The organism is Ochrobactrum quorumnocens, from assembly GCF_002278035.1.
Lineage (GTDB): Bacteria > Pseudomonadota > Alphaproteobacteria > Rhizobiales > Rhizobiaceae > Brucella > Brucella quorumnocens.
In genome coordinates this window covers 1,523,635-1,542,743 of the sequence record NZ_CP022603.1, presented here as the reverse complement: position 1 = coordinate 1,542,743, position 19,109 = coordinate 1,523,635, and the positions used below count along the sequence as shown (strand labels likewise).

Below are 19,109 nucleotides of genomic sequence, written 5' to 3'. Positions count from 1 at the left end.
GCAACAAAATTGCAAAACGTCAAGCCCATACAACAAAATTCTATTTTGAAGCGCTTCGTGCCCGAGCAGCCTGGCGCAATCGGCGATAGCCATCGCGAATGTCGCTTTCAAATGCGGCACGCAACGAAACACCATCCTTTTCCTCTAGGGAATCAATGGCCAACTGATGGTTTCGTACTCCGTATTTTTCCTCCGCAAACTCCGGATAAAGATCATAAAGCGATGGACCGACCCGTAACCAGGCCCCTTCAATCATGGACAAAAGGCGAGGCATTCCGGCCATGTTGTAAATATGAAAATGGAAATCCTTATTATGCCGCAAGACCGTTTCGTAGGCGCGTTCATCAAGTGCATTATTGATTTTATTCTGAATGTTCTTAAGTTTTTCAATATCTTCGTGGGAAACCTTGTTGACTGCCAGCTGCGCAGCCAATCCTTCCAGGGCAAGGCGGATTAAAGTGATCTCCTGCAGATTTTCCTCGCTGAGAACCGGGACAATAACTGTTTTAGGACCTGAATAAACCAATGCCCCCTCGCCAGTAAGCCGGTTTATCGCATCGCGCGCCGGAGTCGAGCTGAATCCAAGATCCTCTGCAACTGCGCGTACGGTGAGCTTTTTACCTGGCTTATAGTCTCCGCGTATTAATCGCTCTTTCATTTCGCGATAGGCGACATCCCCAAGTCCCGAAGCCTGCCCCTCACTGACGGTATCCTGCATTTTTTCTGCACCCATTTAGACCTCTTACACTGTTGACATGCCATTTTTTTGATGCAACAAAATAGCAATGTAAAGTTTTTGCAAAGATTTTGTCGCATCATAACAGATTTTAACAGCGCGCGCTCGTGGAGTCACGCGATGGCTGAGCAAGCATGCATTCGTTTGGGCGAGGCACAGGATATCTGCAATTTAAGCAGACAGCGTGAACGCAGAATTTCGAAGATATCAACTTTGCTTTGGAGGAGGACAGATTGATCGGTCAAAAATTGGTATTAACCGGAATTGAGAAAAGATTTGGGGAAACGTGGGCTGTTCACGATACTTCGATCGACATTCAGGCAGGCGAATTTGTCTCAGTAATTGGGCCGTCAGGATCGGGTAAAACAACTTTGCTCACGATGATCGCAGGGTTTGAACAACCTACGAAAGGTCGCATTATAGTAGGCGGCGAGGACATCACCGCATTACCGCCCAATCGCCGAAATATAGGCATGGTGTTCCAGAAATATGCACTCTTCCCCCATCTGAACGTTCGCCAGAATATTGCCTTTCCTTTGAAAATGCGGCGGCTGGGCTCAAAGATGGAGATCCGCTCTCGCGTTGATGAGATGCTTGAACTGGTTCGCCTCAAAGATTTTGCTGATCGCTATCCAAACCAATTGTCTGGCGGTCAGCAACAACGGGTAGCCGTTGCAAGGGCTCTGGTTTTTTCTCCACCCGTGATCTTGATGGATGAACCCCTTGGCGCCCTCGATAAGAAACTGCGAGAGACGATGCAATTTGAAATCAAACGGATACAGGAGGAACTTGGAGCGACCGTGATCTATGTCACTCACGATCAGGAAGAAGCTCTAACCATGTCTGATCGCATTGTGGTTATGCATGACGGACGCGTGCAGCAGATCGGTACTCCATCTAAACTCTATAAAGAACCAAATGGCACCTTCGTTGCAGATTTTATCGGTTCAATCAATTTCATACCCGCAATCTACCGCGGAAACAAAAGCGGTAAATGCGAACTTGAGATCGCAGAAGGTTTCACCTTGGAAGTAGCTACGCGGTTACATCCGCACTTAACTGAGACAGCCCCCGGCTCCGAAATCCAGCTGGCCACGAGGCCCGAACACGTTCTGATATCACCCAATGTTGAGCAGGGTCAGCTCGCAGGCACGGTGAAAGCGTTTGTTTTCATTGGTTCCAATATGATCGTCTTGATCCGCCTCGACGCTTTCCCAGATATCGAACTGCGTGTTCAATTGCCAGCGCGCGCATCTTCTCCTGACTTCAGCAGAAATAGCCGCGTGGGCGTATCCTTCGACGAAATGTCGCTCCTTACGTTCGGTCGGGAAAAGAGGTGGGCGGCATGAGTTTGGCGATTGCTGATTTCGGCAGGATCCTGCAGGGAAAATCCGCGCACCAATATCCGCCGATAACATCCTGGCTATTGGTGCTTCCATTGCTGCTTTTATTGGCTTTTGGCTTTCTATATCCGATCGGCAGGCTGATCGCTCTAAGCTTTGACGAAGATGCGATTAGTTACTCTCGCATAGTAGAAGGGAGCCTATATCTTGATGTATTGGCTTCTACTGTTGGGGTCGCATTGTCCGTAACCGCTATTGGGTGCGTCCTTGGGTTTCCTGTCGCCCTCGTCATGGCGAGAGCAGGCAAGGTTACAGCTGTCATTGCAGCCATTTGTGTCTTTATTCCCCTCTGGACCTCGGTCCTGGTTCGCTCATATGCTTGGATTGTCCTTCTTCAGCGAAATGGGATCGTGAATGGTCTCCTCAGTTTTGCAGGCATAACCAACGAACCTCTCAAGCTTCTCTACACACAGGGTGCAGTCATTCTGGCGATGGCGCATGTTTTGATGCCATTCGTCGTACTTCCTATATATGCCGCGCTTAAAGCCATACCACGGGACCTTGATCGCGCCGCGCTCAATCTTGGCGCAAGCCCATTGAAAGCCTTTTTTGTCATTACATTTCCCTTGTGCCTGCCGGGAATATTTGCCGGAGCCACATTGTGCTTTGTTCTGGCACTGGGGTTTTATATAACCCCCGCTCTGGTAGGCGGCCCGGATTCCATGTTGATGGCAACGCTTATCGGACAGGAAACCACTGTGACGCTTGACTGGCCATTCGCCGCGGCCCTTTCAACTGTGCTGCTCGCCATGACAATTATCTTTGTCGCCTCGTTTCGACGGGTGCTCGCGCTCAATAGGGGATTTGGCAGTGTTCATTAATCAGCCCTCCACTATCACCCCACATCCGGAGAACTGCACCTCACCAGTTTCCATGAAAGGAGCACGCATGGGTAATCTGACGTTGAAACTTTTCGCGGGATTCCTGGTGAGTGCCATATTGCTGTTTCTCATCCTACCCACTCTGATCATTATGCCAATGTCGTTCAGCCAGACTGAATACCTGCAATTCCCACCTCAAGGATTGTCATTGAAATGGTACGTATCGTATTTCTGTGATCCTGACTGGATGGCTTCAACCTGGTTCAGCCTGAAAATTGCAGTAGCAACGGCGGTAACATCAACCATTATAGGAACGATGGCAGCTCTCGCTATTGTTCGCGGCGACCTGCCCTTCAAGGGGGTATTTCAGGTGCTAACGATCGGACCCATGATCGTCCCGCATATCGTTCTTGGTGTCGCTCTGTATTTGGTTTTTGCGCCGCACCAGCTGACCGGCACTTTTCTGGGATTCCTTGTCGGTCACACGGTCCTGTCTGTTCCATTTGTGATGATTACCGTCGTCGCCGCGTTGCAGCGTTTTGATCCGACATTGGAACTTGCGGCTCTTAATTGTGGCGCCGGACGAGGCAGGGCATTTTTCCACATCACCTTGCCTATCATCACACCCGGCATTGCCTCAGGATTCGTCTTTGCTTTTCTGGCCTCATTTGATGAGGCAACGGTAGCATTCTTCATTTCTGACATAAACGGAAAGACGATCGGTAGAAAAATGTTTGAAGATATAGATTTCAACCTGACCCCAACCATTGCCGCCGCCTCTACCATCATCGTACTGGCGTCGATGTGCCTTATCGCTCTGTCATTCATGCTCTCGCGATCCAGACAACACTAAAAGAAGGCGAAAAACTATGAAAACGAACAATGCCTACAAATCCTTTCGCCGCTCCATGGTTTTTGCAACAGCACTCGGCGCTAGCTTATATGCCGGAACGGCTTGCGCCGAAGAGGTTATCATTGCGTCAACCGGGGGCGCCTACGACCGCGCACTGAAAGAAGCATGGTTCGATCCGTTCACGGAACAGACAGGGATCCGCGTAAAAATTGTCTCCGCAACCAATGCGGAAATGCGCGCTAAGGCTTCCGCCATGGTCAAGGCCGGAAATGTGTCATGGGATTTGTATCTCGATGGAGAAATCCAGTCAGAATCCGATGCGCATCGACAGGTTACCGAGGACTTAAGTGAATTCTGCAAGACATTTGCAAACAGACCCGACCTGACGACGAATGCCTGCTCACGCGGCGGTGCTTTGCTCCAGTCGACAGCAACATTGCTGGTCTATAGAAAGGGCGTTTCGGGCGTGCCGGAACCGCGAACCTGGGCTGACATGTGGGATATCTCCAAATTTCCTGGCGGTCGGGCGTTCCCGAACTTTGACGATCCCTGGCGGGTACTCGCTGCGGCATTACTTGCTGATGGTGTAAAACGCGATGACCTTTTTCCACTTGATGTTGAACGCGCTTTCAAAAAGCTCGACGAAATCCGACCATCTATATCTCTATGGTGGAAAAGCGGAGATCAAAGTGTGCAGGGCTTCCGCAACAACGAATATTCATTGGGGCAGATCTGGCTCACACGCGCGCGCGCCCTGCAGACTGAGGGACTTCCAATCGGCTGGTCTTATGAAGCATCATTTCTTGTCGGTGATCGCATAGCTCTCGTTAAGGGTGCTCCCAATCGCAAAAATGCACTCAAACTGATGGCTTACTGGCTCGACAACCCCAAGGCTCAAGCCAAAGCATGCGATATTCTCGCTTGCACACCACCCAGCACAGATGCGATCGCTATCATGTCCGAAGAAACAAAGCGTTTTATGCCATCAGCTGAGCAAGTACGCGAAAGCGTCGTCGTCCCAGACGCTAAATGGATAAATGAAAATACCCGCATGCTGCTACAAAAATGGAACGTTTGGGTGCGGAGTTGAACTTCATAACAAACCGAAAGATGCCAGAGAATTGCAAGCTTTGGCATCAATACATGTAGCCATCTCGCTCAAGGTGATTGAAAACAGATCTCGTGTTCACGGTATTATCCAGCGCGCGCCCGAATCGGGGTTCTAATCGAGCTCCAACCTTAAAGTATTAATTGTACTTAAATTTAAACTAAAAGATTACGATAATCGCAGCAACAGCGTTTCCAAAGGTATGTATACCCCGTTGTTAGCTGTAGATCGATCAACGCCGTCAGCACCACATTGCGTATAACAACTGAACGTGGAGTTTGAGAAATTTTACGGATACTATTTCAAAATCTCCTTCGTTGGGAACTTGCAGCTCCCTATCCATCCCAAAGCTAATCTCAATAATTTTCTTTGTTGCAACATTATTATGGATTTTTTCTATAATGAAAACATAATATATGAAAAATATTGACGTAATTGAAGTTTTTATTAATATGGCACACGAAAACCTATTATTATGTCGCAACATTATTCCGTGTAGCCGCCACCGGAGAGCTCCGATTGTGAACTGCAGTGTGCCAATATTTACCCAGAATCCTCAAACGTATCTACTTTTAGGTCATATTCTCAGCGTTGCAGGTTATACGCCAAGTCTTATGAAACTGGACAGCCTGACGTGTTCAAAGAATGCGGCCATTCCCTTTGCCGTACTGTTTGACACAGCAGAAGACACGGAGCCGATATTGGAGCTATGCGCTAAGATTAAACACAACCCCGCCACTAAGAATATAATTCTTATAGCATTGCTTCCACCATGTAACACGAGGGATTTTCTACGTTTCCTGCAAGCTGGTATTGATGAATGCTTTGCTAATCCATTCGCGCCGGAGCGAATCTTGTCGTTTCTTCAAAACCGATATCCTCTCAGTATCGATCGTACCTATCCACATCCTCTTCAACGGAATGAAATCCATGTTGGCAACCTCGACATACTCGCCGATAAAAGGATTTTAAGATACGGAGAAGCGGAAATTCAGCTAACGCCTATCGAGTTCAGAATCTTACAGGGACTGATTGATGCTCCAGGTCATGTGTTGAATCGAGAGCAGATCATCAAGGTCGGCTGGCCGCCCCACCATTACGTCCAAAGGCGAACAGTAGATGTCCATGTGGGCAATTTACGAAGGCACTTACGCAAATTAACCGGAAAGAACCTGATAAGAACGGTACACACGACCGGTTATGCATTTGAATATTCTCACTAAAATTGCTCTTTGTTAGATCTTCATATTTATGAAAACATTCTTCTAAAAGAATTCATCGCAGTTTTGTTGATAAGGCGATCGCAAACCGGTGCAATAGCGGCAGCATAATGGAGGACGTGATGCCGCATAATTCATTTGGAAAAACCGAACGCAGATCAACCTTGCGAACACGCAATACCGCAAAGATGATAGCCGCCGCCGACTCGCATTTCGATGCCGCCAACCTTCAGGGGATTATGGCACTGTATGCTACTCCAATGTCAGGTCGCCAAGTCAGGCTATTGACCCAGAATAAGCCAATTGTTGACTTTGTCCGGTGTTCCTATCTCGGATTAGACAACCATCCTAAAATTGTTTCCGGCGCAATCGAAGCTATTCGACAAAACGGTAGCCTACATTGGTCCTGTGCCCGAACCCGGTTGAACTTCGCGCAGCTCGCTGAACTTGAAAAATCCCTTTCCGAACTCTTTGACTCACGCACCATAACCTACACGACAGTTCTTGCGGCGAATATGAGCGCGCTTCCACTGATCGCATCAGGGCATCTGACAAGCGGACTGAAGCCGATTATGGTATTTGACCGTTTCGCTCATGCTACCCTTGCTTATCATAAAGGCAGCGTGGCCAATGAAACGTCCGTCCAGACGATTCCGCACAATGATTTTGAAATGCTTGAGGCCATATGCAAGCAAAACCCATGCGTTGCTTATATCTGCGACGGCGTCTACTCTATGGGCGGCAGCACGCAAATCGATGAACTAAAGAGATTGCAAGAGAAATACGGTCTGTTTCTCTACATCGATGATGCACACGGAGTTTCGATCTTTGGAGACAAAGGACAGGGCTATGCTCGGACACAGTTTCAAGATCTAGGAGACCGTACAATTATCGCTACGTCATTAGGAAAGGGGTTTGGGGCGTCCGGTGGGTTGTTAATGCTGGGAACCGCTACACAGGAAACTCTCTTTCGACGTTTTGCGATTGCACATGCATTCTCGGCATCCATCAATACTGCCGCAATTGGTGCCGTCAAGGCCTCCCTGGAGATTCACAGATCACCAGAACTTTACAACCGGCAGACTTCATTGCGAAGAAACATTGCGCTGTTCGACAGCTTGATGCCGACCGAGCAGCATGGCTCAAAGATGCCAATTCGCACGATCAGGATAGGTAACGAATTGGCGTCCATTTCTTGTGCGCAGCAACTCCTCAAGGACGGGTATTATGCCTCGGCCATATTTTTTCCAACTGTCGCCAAAGGCGAAGCGGGGTTACGGATCTCGCTTACGGCGAGCCATGAAGCTGATCAAATTCGGCGTTTTTGCGAGGCCGTTCAGAACATCGTAAGCCACAATCTCCGGGATGAGATAAGCTAGCAATCACATCGGCAGTTGGTACGGCATAAGTTCCATACGTCGTCATGTGATCGAAAGCACGTTCGCATTCGTGCGCAAAATGAAGCAGTTGTCTGAGCCAACTGCGCGGTTGTCAGTTAGATTTTTGGAAAACACGGTCACTGTCGCAAGCAGTTGAGCTGGCGCAGCGCGTCAAAGCTTTCCGTTCGTTGGAAAACAGGAGGATTTCATTATGACGGATCCAAGATATAAACACGACACCGAAGCGTTCATTCCAATTCCGAATGCTGAGAAAGTCGGCAAGACATTCTGCCTTGAATACCGCGCGTATATTGTATCAGTCGATTTTTCAGGCCATGATAAGCTGATTACATTTGGCGACGGGCGCGCGATCCTCAGTCCTGCTGCAAACGGCCTTCGCCTGCGTGTGGAAGCCTTTGATCTCGCCACGTTCCATGGAATTTGGTCTCTCCTACAAGTAGGGCTCGACCTATGCAAAACAGGGCCTGGAGGCCAACTTGAATGGACCCCGTCGAGAGACGCGTTATTCCCCCCATTCGAAAGAAATACTGGAAGCAAATCGTAGCGTTTTCGCACTATCCTGATCACTGCATGGAGCGTTAAGGCCCTCGATCACAACGCCAGGCGCTTGGCTAAATATCTCGGTAGTGGGCTTCTTAGGCTGGCCGCAATGAGATACTTTCCGTTAATGGCGTTCGCCGTTTTTTCTCCTTAAAACTCAGTGCTGAATACTCTGACCACGTTCCACGACCCGGCGCTGACGCTCTGCTACAATTTGCTCCGTACTTCCCATGCGAACGACCTGTTGCAAAGTTTTAAGTCGCTTTTGCATGGCCTCGAATGCTTGGCGCTGCTGTGGTGGTACGACGTTGACGACCGATTTCTCACCGCGCAAGATCGCATCGCGTCCAAACCTGAGATCGAGCGCCCGGCTTACCCGGGTAAATTCCTGCCAGGTTCTGGCATCGAGTGAGCGTGCGGCAATATCGAGCTTGGTCTCCTTCGTTTTGATCCCCGCTGTAAGCTCACGCAACGCATCTTCAGCCGCTGGCGACATTCCGGGAATTGCAATTCCCATACGCCGACGCTCTTCGACGATGACCTTGAGCTCGCTATCGAGAGCGGTGACATAGGACGCTGCCAGCGATCTGATACGGCTTTCCGCCTCCATAACGGCCTTAACGGCGTTCTTTCGCTCGCGACCGCCTGCCAGTAGTCTGTCGATGATGCGCTCAGAACCGCGCAACGCGCCGTAGGCTTCGGGATGGTTTGCCACAGCCGCAGCGATCCGCTCGCCAGAAATGCCTTTCAGGATCAGACCCTCAATCGTGCTCGCGGCGCCAGCAGGATCACGCCAGATGCTGGACGCTGTTTGGGCCAGGGCTGCGCGATTGTGTCTATAATGGTTTGCTGCGAGCGCCCTCGTTTGAGCCTGGTCTTCAGCGCGCGTTTTGAACTCTGTCACGGCTGCAAGCATCGGAAGACGCAGAGTGCTCTCTTTGCCAGGCTCAACGCTGGCGGCTGCAACCAACTTCCTGTGGTCTTTCCTTTCAGCAATATGCTGTTCGTCTGCAAAGCGGCGCACAGCGCCAAACAGATGTGTCAGTTTCTCTCGACGTTCAGGGGTAAGACCGTCCGGCATGCGCTCAAGCCTATTGCGCTGAACAACCCCATCCACTTTATCCGTAAAAGTGGAGTAGCCGAAGCGCGCCGTCAGCGCCTCATTGACGGCTTTCACTTGCTGAACCAGCAGACGATCCTCGACGGCATAGGCAAAGGCGGTCTTGTAGGCATCAGGCCCGCCGCTCTTGCGGACCGCTTCGATTTCTAAGAGGCGCGCCATTGCCGGTTTCGAAAGCGCCGGGATCGACAATGCCATATGCGCTCGCCGTTGCTTCTCGCGAAGGCCAAAGCCTTCGGCCTGGCGCCGGAATTCTGTCGCATGAGCACGCGCGAGAGGGCTGAGTTCTGACAGTGCAGCGCGTGCTTGTTTATGCTCACCACGGGCAGCACGGCCATCAGCGAGGCGATCCGATCCTAACAGGCGACCAAGACGCTGCGGCGTGGTCGCAAGATCCTCCGCAAGGCGGCGGGGTTCTGTGTGCCTGTTCGACGCAAGCGCATTGAGCCTGGCCAGCGCACGGTCGGGATCGCGATAGATCTTCTCCAATACAGGCCGAAGAATGGCTTCTCGTTCCCTCCAGCGATCCGAGTGAAGCTGAGCACGTCTGGCGTCCTCCTCGAGGCTGCGTGCAAACCGGGTTGTGGGTGCAATAAGATATGGCCCGCCGCCGCCCCGCTCTGATGTTTCAGGTGATCGTGCTGCAAGGTTTTCAAAACGGTCGTCATTATAGGAAACGCTTCTTTCGCGCTCGATCACGATATCAAACGCCACACTGGCCCGCTCCCAGAGTTTCGCCACCTGCCCGCGCTTGTCATCAAGCCACGCCAGCTTTTGTTCGACACGCTGTTTTATTCCCGCCACAGCCCCGGCAAGCGTGTCGATCCCGCGCCTTCTGGCAAAGTCGCGAACATGCGCCTGATAGCCAGCTTCACTCTCAAAATCGAGCGTTGTGGTTTTTGCACCTGAACGGCCAAGACGTTCAACCAGTTGCCCAAACAGTTCCGGACGGTGGCTTTCACGCTCAATCCGCTCACTTCGTATAATGGCAGTTTCGAGCTGTTTTGCCGTCCAAACGTTTCGCTCGACCTCGCGTTCCTCGAAACTCTTCCGTCCGGTTTCCTTATCTATGACAGGGATTTTGACCTTGACGATTTCCACACCATCTTTTTTCAAAAGAACCGTGTCGCCTTTCAACACCCCACCCTCGGACAAGGCCCTGGGCAGACTGACGCCCCACAAACGATGTATAGTCCCCTCATCGGTCTTCACATCGGCATAGGGGCTTTGCTCCGTTTCCTCATCCTGCGGCCGGAACTTTGCCACGCCCGTCTCAACCAGTTCCCCAGTGACACCCATCCTATGGTCGACACGCGATTTCCCGCCCCATTCCGGTTTTGGTTCAAAGTCCTCACGCGCTGCATAAAGATCAGCCCGATCACGATGGCGGGTCATCGACACATAGGTCAGATGCTGATCCATCATGCCGCTGGCAAGTACGAAGGTCCGATCAACGGTCGACCCTTGCGATTTATGGATCGTCGCCGCATAGCCATGGTCAATGTTGCGATAACTGTCCTCACTAAGGACCACATCACTTCCATTGTCGAGACGGATTGAAAGCAGTGGGCCACCGCGCTTGCTACCGGTGGAAACGACCGTGCCGAGCATGCCGTTCTTGACATAGTGTGGACCAGGGCGGGTTGCGCGCTTTTCAACAAACCGAGCATTTTCAAGGAAGATGATCCGATCACCAGAGCCAAATTCGCGGACACCCCGCTCGGTCCGGAATTCTCGAACCTCTGTTAACGCGCCTTCCCTGTTCATCACAGTACGAAGGGAGGAATTGAGCCGCTTTACATCTTCATTGGTATGGGCAAGCACGAGCATCTCATCGCCGCGCAGTCGTCCGCCGTTGCGCGCGGCAACACAGGTCGCAATTGCCTGTTGGCGCGCCTTGCTCCAGTCAGTGACAATACGCTCTATGGCCTCGCTACGCCGCTCAGCTTCGAATATATGCCCGTGTTGCGCATAGGCATCCAACCCCTCCCCGACCTTGCCCTGGGCCAACATTCGTGAGGCATCACGTGCCCATGTTTCTCGCTGACGGCGCACACCGGCAAGCTCAGCGAAGCCAATGCGCTCCGCTATGGCCCGGAAAGCAGCACCCGCCTGGATGGGCTGAAGCTGCATCGCGTCACCGACCAAAACCACCTTCGCACCAGCATTCTCTGCCGCCTTCAACACCCGCGCCATTTGTTGCGAGGACACCATACCGGCTTCATCAACGATCAACACGTCGCCCTGTTTGAGCAGATCACGACCATTTTCCCAGGCAAGTTCGCACGCCGCAAGGGTTCGCGATTTGATACCAGAACTCTCCTCCAGTCCTTCCGCAGCCTTTCCTGCAAGAGCTGCTCCGAAGACACGACGATGCTCATGTTCCCAGGCAACACGGGCAGCGGCAAGAAGCGTCGACTTGCCGGCACCTGCCAGTCCAACAACAGCAGCAATGGCACTGTCACCAGCAATATGACGGACGGCTTCAACCTGTTCACGATCAAGCACCAAAGACTTGTTCGGATCAGCCGTTTCAAAACTCCGGACAGCCCTCGCAATCTTCGCGTCCGCAATCCCAAACCCCTTGCGCTGTGACAAAACTTCCGCCGAGCGCGCCATGTCATATTCGATGCGCAAAATTTCGCGCGTGGTGAATATTGCGGGTTCAGTCACCTTGCCAGTTTGCCAATCCACTTGCTGCGCCTTCAACAAGACAAGATTGTCCGATGCCATTAACCGCGCACGGATATTGGCAAAATCGGATGGATCGTCGACATAGCGGTGCAGCGCTCTCGCCATATCCTTTTCATCAAAGGTCGAGCGCTCGTTGCCAAGTTGTTTCAGCAGCAAGCCGGGATCGGCCAGGAGCCGATCAGCCATCTCCTGTCGATGGGCAAGGGCCGCCGGTGCAAAATACATCTCAATACCCTTGCGTGCCAACGCCGCCTTTTTCGGCCCAAGATGTTTCTGGGCAATTCCATCAAGGCCCTGCTCAGCATAGGAGCGTCCATCAAGACGAATGTCATGGCCAGCAAGCGTCAGATGCCGATTGGCTGTTTGCGCCCAGGCGATCTTCCAGGCTTTCATCGTCTCCTTGTCGCCAGCCCACAGCTTGTAAACGATCTTTCCATTCGGTCGATCCGGCGTGATCACACGGAGCGGCTCACCATCACCCCCAAGCACCGGCACGTTCTTTCCCCCAAACCCCTCTCCAGTCAGCGGCCGCAAGGCCGTCATCAGATGGATGTGAGGATTGCCGTCCTTGTCGTGATAAACCCAGTCAGCAATCATCCCCTTTGAAGTCAGATTGTCCCGAACAAATTCCTGGACAAGGGCTATGTTCTCCCCCCGCGTCAGTTCCTCCGGCAGTGCGATGATGAGTTCACGCGCAAGCTGTGCATCCGCCCGCGTCTCGAACGCGTCGACCGCGTTCCACAAAGCCTCACTTGCTGCAGCGACACTTCTGCCGTCTATTGCGGACCTCAGCCACGCTGGGACCTGGTCCGGAAGCGCCAATTCTTCATGCTTGAGTTCACTGGCGCCACCACGATAGCTGAAAGAGGTCCCAGCCTGTTCGTCCAACATCCGGGCGCGATGACGATAAGCGGCCGCCGAAACGACGCTACGCCCCGCGCTTCTGCTGATTACCTGCGCTCTGATGAACATGATCGCCACGACCGATCTCCTCGCCTTCCAGGAAACGTCGCGCGAGCGACGTATATTGCGCCCTCAAATCATTCGGACCCAAGGGCCGATGCCGCCTTTCCCAAAGATGATCCATGACGAAATAGCCGCAGTGACGTTCAGGAGGCCTATGCAGGCTAGCTTATTTGACTGTCGTTTTCTAGTCAGTTAAGCTTCCAACTACTTTGCCCTACAGAAGGAAGCCGACTGATGGCCGCCAAAGTTTCGATAGCCGATATCGACACACAAATCGAAAAGCTGCGTGAACGTCGAAAACTCTTGATAGTCAAATCGGCTGACCGCTTTGCGCGTGCTGCAACAAAGGCAGGATTAGCAGAAATGGAACTGAGCGATGAGGACATCGATCGCATCGTCGAAGAGATCGCCGCGCGATTTCCTAAAGCGCCAACAAAGAAGACCAATGGGGAAACAGCTTGGCCGCATAAACAGACAAATGGCGAGATTGGAGCGGCGGCGGAGGCTCCTCATGGCAACTGATCGCAAAAAAGTGGCCCGAGAGAAAATCCTGCTCGGTAGTATCGTCATTCGTGCGGGTTTATCAAATGTCGATCGGGCATTCCTGCTGGGCGGACTTCTGGAACTGGCGAGATTGTCACCCGCAACAACAGAATATCAACGCTTGCAGGATTTGGGCGAGATCGCTTTCCGATCCCCTGTGTCTGAGCACGGAGATGCTACAGATGCAGTTTCAGATGCAGCCCAATGACGGCACGAGGAAAACGCTGTTTGAGTGTATTACTCATTCTCGTTCCAATCGTCCTCTCCTGCTTTTTCTTTTATGTTGCAAACTGGCGTTGGTCTGAACTGGCCAATGGCATGTCAGGCAGAGTGCAATACTGGTTCCTGCGCGCGTCCCCCATGCCAGCGCTTGTGTTTGGATCACTCACCGGCCTCTTGATCGTCTGGGTGCTCCCGCTGCACCGACGCAGACCCATTGCCCTGGCAAACGTCCTTTGCTTTTTGCTCGTGGCTGGCTTTTACGCACTGCGCGAGTTCACTCGTCTCTCCCCCTTTGTGAAGAGTGGAGCGGTGAGATGGGAAGAAGCACTATCCTTCCTCGATATGATTGCAGTCATAAGTGCGGCAATGGGCTTTCTCGCAGTCGCGGTATCAGCCCGCATCGCAAACGTGGTACCTGAACCGGTCAGACGCGCAAGGCGTGCAGTCTTTGGGAATGCAGGCTGGCTCACCCTGTCGGCGGCAGCACGGCTTTTTCCCCAAGATGGCGAAATCGTCATCGGTGAACGCTATCGCGTCGACAAGCAACTCGTCCATGGACTGCCGTTTGATCCCAATGACCGCTCCACATGGGGACATGGCGGAAAAGCCCCTCTCCTCACCTACAAGCAGGACTTCGATTCAACGCATATGCTTTTTTTCGCAGGGTCAGGTGGGTACAAAACGACCAGTAACGTCGTGCCGACAGCGCTGCGCTACACCGGACCGGTCATCTGCCTTGACCCCTCAACCGAAGTGGCACCTATCGTCATCAAACATCGCGAGAAAATGCTCCGGCGCCAAGTCATCGTGCTCGATCCGATCAATCCGATCATGGGCTTCAATGTCCTTGACGCAATTGAGACATCAAAGAACAAAGAGGAAGACATTGTTGGCATTGCCCATATGCTGTTGTCGGAAAGCGCGCGCTTTGAAAGTTCAACCGCCTCCTACTTCCAGAACCAGGCACATAATCTTCTAACTGGGCTTCTGGCCCATGTGATGTTGTCACCAGAATTTTCTGGCCAGCGTAATCTGCGCAGCCTGCGTCAGATCGTTTCTCAACCTGAGCCATCGGTGCTTGCCATGCTCCGAGAGGTTCAAGAGCATTCAGGCTCGGCCTTCATTCGCGAAACGCTTGGCGTGTTCGTTAATATGACAGAGCAGACATTCTCAGGCGTCTATTCCACCGCATCCAAGGACACCCAGTGGCTCTCGCTCGACAATTACGCAGCCCTCGTCTGTGGCGACAGCTTCAAATCCAGGGAAATCGCTGAAGGCAAAAAAGATGTCTTCCTCAATATTTCCGCATCCATCCTTCGGTCTTATCCGGGAATTGGACGCGTGATCATCGGTTCACTGATGAATGCAATGATCGAAGCGGATGGGACATTCCAGCGTCGCGCTTTGTTCATGCTCGATGAAGTGGACTTGCTTGGCTATATGCGCGTTCTGGAAGAAGCACGCGATCGCGGTCGCAAATACGGGATCAGCATGATGCTGATGTACCAGTCAGTCGGCCAGCTGGAACGCCACTTCGGCAAGGACGGAGCCGTGTCATGGATCGACGGCTGTGCATTCGTGTCTTATGCCGCGATCAAGGCGCTCGACACCGCGCGCAACGTCTCCGCACAATGCGGGGACATGACGGTCGAAGTAAAGGCAAGCTCGCGTCGTCTTGGCTGGGATACAAACAATGGCGCGTCGCGAAAATCTGAAAACATCAGTTTCCAGCGTCGCCCCTTAATCATGCCACACGAAATCACCCAATCAATGCGCAAAGACGAGCAGATCATCATTGTACAAGGACACAGTCCGATCCGGTGTGGTCGTGCGATCTATTTCCGGCGAAAGGAAATGGACGAGGCCGCAGAAGTCAACCGGTTCGTCAAAGCGGGGAAACATAAGTCATGAAACACCCGGCGCCGATGGGAACGACAACAGCGTGTAGCGAAACCTTCAGCGGTGAGTTGCGCAAATAAACCCAATACCATGAGTAGTTTCCAAATCTGTCCGGCAGATGAGGACAATTTCTTATCGGAATGAACTGCTGGATTGTTATTGTTTCACAATGTCGTCGGATGCTGTTTCCCGATACTGCAATTCAAGACGTCATGCTGAAACAACCCTATCCGCTTTATGTCGAACTCCCCCAACCAGCCAGAGCCCCCACCCAAAGCAAATCATTCAGAAGATGGATAATTCGCATCGCTGCTTCCACCTGTTACGAGAAAAACAGTGCAAGGTCACAAGACTTAACAGAACGAGCCGGCAGGCTCCATCCTCATGGTAGCGTCCATAGTCAATAAAGAGAAAGTAGGTTCGACACCTGCTCTCGCTCCACTGTCAGCGCAGATGCAGCCGGACCTTACATAGAAAAGCCGGCCCCGAAATTCGGGACCGGCTCCATTCGTGGTTCAGTTCTGGTTATTCCAGAGGATGACTTTCCTATCCGGATCACCGCCCGGGGCTTGCGCGAGGTTGCCGAAGAGCACGCCAATTTCCGGGGCTTCCAGCTTTATGGAGACGTACTCTTCACCGGTCTGACGGGCGATACGGTTCCATCCGGCGCCAATCTCGAAACCGCTTAGGCGATGAATAACCAGGAAATCGGGGGCTTCTTCACTGACCTTGGTAGTGTTCGGGACGATGGCGATCGGGGCATTGACCCGGATGGTGGCGAAAACGCCCTCGAAAGTACCGTCAGTCTTCTGCGTCAGGGTTGCGATTGTGGTGGCCATGGTTCTGTTTCCTTCGGTTGCTCGGGACCATTCCCGATGGCGCACGAAGAGACGATGGATCTGCTGCGGTCAGCTCACCCGCATTTTTTGCAAAATTCTATTTGCCATATTTAAGTGATGGCGCACTTTTGCCGCTTGCGGGTGAAAGTGCCTGCCCTCGCATGGAAAAACTAAATCGAATTTTGCAAAAAATGCGGGCGAGTCTTACCCCGTCAGGGGTTGGCCGCAAAAGCTGACCCTCGTCTATACGAGCGACATAAAACGGGAATGGTGTGGAGTAACCGATGAAGCGGCTAATCATTTCTGGCCACCCAATCCGCAACCTCGCGCTTGCCGGGCCACGACTGGGCGCTTTGCCCACATCCGGCCAGCATTTCACCTCCATTCGTTGCAGACAGCGTCAGGCGTATAGCCCTCCTCGATACCCATTGTGCATCGTCGACTCGCAAATGAAGTGCAGTCGTGACGTCATCACTTGCCAACGTGAATGTAGCGCTTAGTAAAGCCGTTCATGTCGCAGGCAGATCGCGATCTTTGCACAATCCGTTCTCCCGGAACTGCGTCCCGATAATAGATTTCAGTCGCTCTGAATGTTCCATCGATGCGTTTGCATTGCACGACGATATCGATGGCAATCCGCAACGACGAAAGCACGTCTGAACGTTCAAGGTCACGTCCTGCTTCCGATTCCTTCACCAGTGTTGCCAGCTGCTCGAATGCCAATTCTGCCGATCCGGCGTGAACGGTGGTTATCGAACCGGGATGCCCGGAATTGACGTTTCGAATGTAGTAAAAGGCGGTTCCGTCACGAAGCTCCTGCAAAAGGATGCGATCTGGTCGCATGCGCAGGCACGATTCCAGAAGTTCGCGCGGCCCGGCGCCCGAAAGACCCTGACCACCCTTGGAATAGTAAAGCCGCACATGATTGGGCTGTGGGATAACCAGTTCCGGCGTATCCTCGATTGAGATTACCCGTTCATTTTGGGGAATATGCTTGATGAGGGCTTTGGAAAGCGTGGTTTTGGCAGAGCCCGTCGCCCCTGAGATAACGATGTTCCTTCGTGCAATGACTGCCTCTCGCAGGAACTGCATGTAGGCGCCGTCATGATATAGCTCAACCAGTTTCATATCCTGTGTGGATAATCTGACGCCTGTGCGCCTCGCGTCACAAAAGAATCCCTTTTCCTCAAGGTCTGTTAGCGCCAGATCCACCGATGATGGTTTACGGATCGTGATACTGACGGTGTTATCGGTGGTGGCTGGAGGTATGACGATCTGAATGCGCTCGTTGTCTGGAAGTGTTGCCGAAAGAATGGGGCGTTTTTCATCAATGGACTGGTTGGAAAAGGTTGCAACGGCCCGCGCAAGGCGCATCAGCTTTTCGAATGTCAGGTCCGGGGCATCATGGACCTGCCACCCATTTGGTCCTTCGGTAAGTATTTCACCGGGCCGATTGATAATCACCTCATAAAGCGATTTGTCTGCAAGGAAGATCGCAAGTGGCGATAACAGTTCGCGAACGACGGCTGCATCGGTTTCCTCCGTCATCAAGCACTCCTACTTCGTCACGATCGTCGAATCCGGGATAAAGTCACCCTGCACCGCCCTGTCGAAGATGCGGTTCCTCGGTTCGGTTACACGCAGACGGTAGACGCTAGAGAAGTCGAGATCACGAGCCACGAAGATCGAGACGAGTTCTCCCTGGTGTTTGTTCAAGGTCGGGGGAATGTTAATCGACTGCTCAACGGCAATTGCCGCCGCCTGCTGGCCAGCACTCGCGGTCTTTTGCGCATCAAATTCACTGTCCTGCAAACGGCTGTTGGTATAGCTCGTTGCATCGCCGACGATGGACAAAAGCAACGCACTTCCAAACCTCTCCCACCAATGCGTGTCGACATGGCCGTCAACGCCGGCACGGCCGAGCAGATCCGTTGCGGGAGAAGCGAGCGTGACAATCACGCCTTTGGGTGTTTTTGCACTGTTCCATAGCACAAACAGCCTCTTTTGGCCGCGCTGAAGGCCGCCACGATATTCCCCAACAACCTGCGTCCCCTTTTCCATCAGAACAACCCGGCCATTGTCGGAAAGAACATCGCGATTGATCACACAGCTCGTAAAACCTGGCTGATCAGAGGCCAGCGCCGTTTCCAGCACGCAAGGAATGGAAGTACCCATCGCGACGATGAAATCACGATTGCCAAGCGTACCGGCACGCGAGCCTTCAAGCTTCGTCGGCCGCAGGAAACTATCGAAGCGTTGCCGATCACTATTTGCCTGGTTCTGACCTGACATGTCGCTGGTAAGAGGCACAAAGTTACTATCCATCGATGCAAGTTGATCACTGGCTGCCTGACGTGACGGCGCACTATTTTGTCCCCGGCTATAGGCAATGACTGGTGCGCGCCGCGCGGAATCAAGCAATTCGTCCTTTTCTGGCGCAACAGGCTGAAGCGCAGGTGTGGGCAATGCCACCTTTGTCTCTGGAACGGGCAGAACCGGCTCCGCTTTTTCCTTTACCGGCTCAAAATCATTGGTCTGGCGAATGACAACACGCTCAGGTCGTGTCTGGTCGTCCTTGTCCTTTTTTTCCGAGGTGGACCAGATGGAAAAGCCCACGAACGCCACAACGGCCAGCGCGACCGCGCCGCGTTTGAGAACCGGATTATTGTCTATGCGCCGACCGACAGTCGTCTCGGCGCGCTCACCGGGAATATGGGTTTCTTCTTCCTGTGCCATGACTATATC

15 protein-coding genes are annotated in these 19,109 nt (G+C 52.5%); 10 read left to right on the top strand and 5 right to left on the bottom strand.

Annotated elements, in window-relative coordinates; translation table 11 throughout:
* Nucleotides 1-40: 40 nt before the first annotated feature.
* Complete coding sequence (locus CES85_RS07270; RefSeq protein ID WP_095445260.1) at nucleotides 41-733, bottom strand: GntR family transcriptional regulator; 693 nt, start codon at nucleotides 731-733, stop codon at nucleotides 41-43.
* Between the two features lie 236 nt (nucleotides 734-969).
* Between CES85_RS07270 and CES85_RS07265 the strand changes: the two genes are divergently transcribed.
* The 7 genes from CES85_RS07265 (at nucleotide 970) to rctB (ending at nucleotide 8,085) form a co-directional block, all read left to right on the top strand.
* Nucleotides 970-2,085, top strand: coding sequence for an ABC transporter ATP-binding protein (locus CES85_RS07265; protein ID WP_095445259.1), 1,116 nt, complete (start codon nucleotides 970-972; stop codon nucleotides 2,083-2,085).
* Complete coding sequence (locus tag CES85_RS07260; protein ID WP_095445258.1) at nucleotides 2,082-2,960, top strand: ABC transporter permease; 879 nt, start codon at nucleotides 2,082-2,084, stop codon at nucleotides 2,958-2,960. The genes CES85_RS07265 and CES85_RS07260 overlap by 4 nt, the downstream gene beginning before the upstream one ends.
* 67 nt (nucleotides 2,961-3,027) lie before the next feature.
* The gene (locus CES85_RS07255) at nucleotides 3,028-3,813 is read left to right on the top strand and encodes an ABC transporter permease (protein WP_095445747.1); all 786 of its coding nucleotides are present in this window, start codon (nucleotides 3,028-3,030) and stop codon (nucleotides 3,811-3,813) included.
* Between the two features lie 55 nt (nucleotides 3,814-3,868).
* Complete coding sequence (locus tag CES85_RS07250) at nucleotides 3,869-4,903, top strand: ABC transporter substrate-binding protein (protein ID WP_244923247.1); 1,035 nt, start codon at nucleotides 3,869-3,871, stop codon at nucleotides 4,901-4,903.
* Nucleotides 4,904-5,337: 434 nt separating this feature from the next.
* The gene (locus tag CES85_RS07245; RefSeq protein WP_244923175.1) at nucleotides 5,338-6,144 is read left to right on the top strand and encodes a winged helix-turn-helix transcriptional regulator; all 807 of its coding nucleotides are present in this window, start codon (nucleotides 5,338-5,340) and stop codon (nucleotides 6,142-6,144) included.
* Nucleotides 6,145-6,263: 119 nt separating this feature from the next.
* A complete protein-coding gene (locus CES85_RS07240) occupies nucleotides 6,264-7,520 on the top strand; it encodes an 8-amino-7-oxononanoate synthase family protein (protein WP_244923174.1) in 1,257 nt (418 codons plus the stop codon).
* 211 nt (nucleotides 7,521-7,731) lie between these two features.
* Complete coding sequence (rctB, locus tag CES85_RS07235) at nucleotides 7,732-8,085, top strand: SMa0974 family conjugal transfer regulator (RefSeq protein ID WP_095445255.1); 354 nt, start codon at nucleotides 7,732-7,734, stop codon at nucleotides 8,083-8,085.
* Nucleotides 8,086-8,238: 153 nt separating this feature from the next.
* Here the strand turns inward: rctB and traA are convergent, their stop codons facing one another.
* On the bottom strand, nucleotides 8,239-12,876 hold the full coding sequence (traA, locus tag CES85_RS07230; protein WP_095445254.1) for a Ti-type conjugative transfer relaxase TraA: 4,638 nt from the start codon (nucleotides 12,874-12,876) through the stop codon (nucleotides 8,239-8,241).
* Between the two features lie 219 nt (nucleotides 12,877-13,095).
* On the opposite strand from traA, the gene CES85_RS07225 reads away from it, so the two are divergent.
* From CES85_RS07225 to traG, 3 genes are read left to right on the top strand one after another with little or no spacing between them, the layout of a single operon-like run.
* Entirely contained in the window at nucleotides 13,096-13,383 is a 288-nt protein-coding gene (locus CES85_RS07225; protein WP_095445253.1) for a TraC family protein, read from the top strand.
* Complete coding sequence (locus tag CES85_RS07220; protein ID WP_095445252.1) at nucleotides 13,373-13,612, top strand: conjugal transfer protein TraD; 240 nt, start codon at nucleotides 13,373-13,375, stop codon at nucleotides 13,610-13,612. Before CES85_RS07225 ends, CES85_RS07220 begins: the two co-directional genes overlap by 11 nt.
* Nucleotides 13,609-15,537 carry a Ti-type conjugative transfer system protein TraG gene (traG, locus tag CES85_RS07215; protein WP_095445251.1) on the top strand — a complete coding sequence of 643 codons (1,929 nt, stop codon included), beginning with the start codon at nucleotides 13,609-13,611 and terminating at the stop codon, nucleotides 15,535-15,537. Before CES85_RS07220 ends, traG begins: the two co-directional genes overlap by 4 nt.
* 503 nt (nucleotides 15,538-16,040) lie before the next feature.
* Here traG and CES85_RS07210 read toward each other — a convergent pair.
* From CES85_RS07210 to virB10, 3 genes are all read right to left on the bottom strand, one after another.
* Complete coding sequence (locus tag CES85_RS07210) at nucleotides 16,041-16,364, bottom strand: DUF736 domain-containing protein (RefSeq protein ID WP_095445250.1); 324 nt, start codon at nucleotides 16,362-16,364, stop codon at nucleotides 16,041-16,043.
* 471 nt (nucleotides 16,365-16,835) lie between these two features.
* The gene (virB11, locus tag CES85_RS07205) at nucleotides 16,836-17,912 is read right to left on the bottom strand and encodes a P-type DNA transfer ATPase VirB11 (protein ID WP_095445249.1); all 1,077 of its coding nucleotides are present in this window, start codon (nucleotides 17,910-17,912) and stop codon (nucleotides 16,836-16,838) included.
* 9 nt (nucleotides 17,913-17,921) lie between these two features.
* Nucleotides 17,922-19,100: a type IV secretion system protein VirB10 gene (virB10, locus tag CES85_RS07200; protein WP_095445248.1), complete on the bottom strand. Its 1,179-nt coding sequence runs from the start codon at nucleotides 19,098-19,100 to the stop codon at nucleotides 17,922-17,924.
* Between the last annotated feature and the right edge of the window lie 9 nt (nucleotides 19,101-19,109).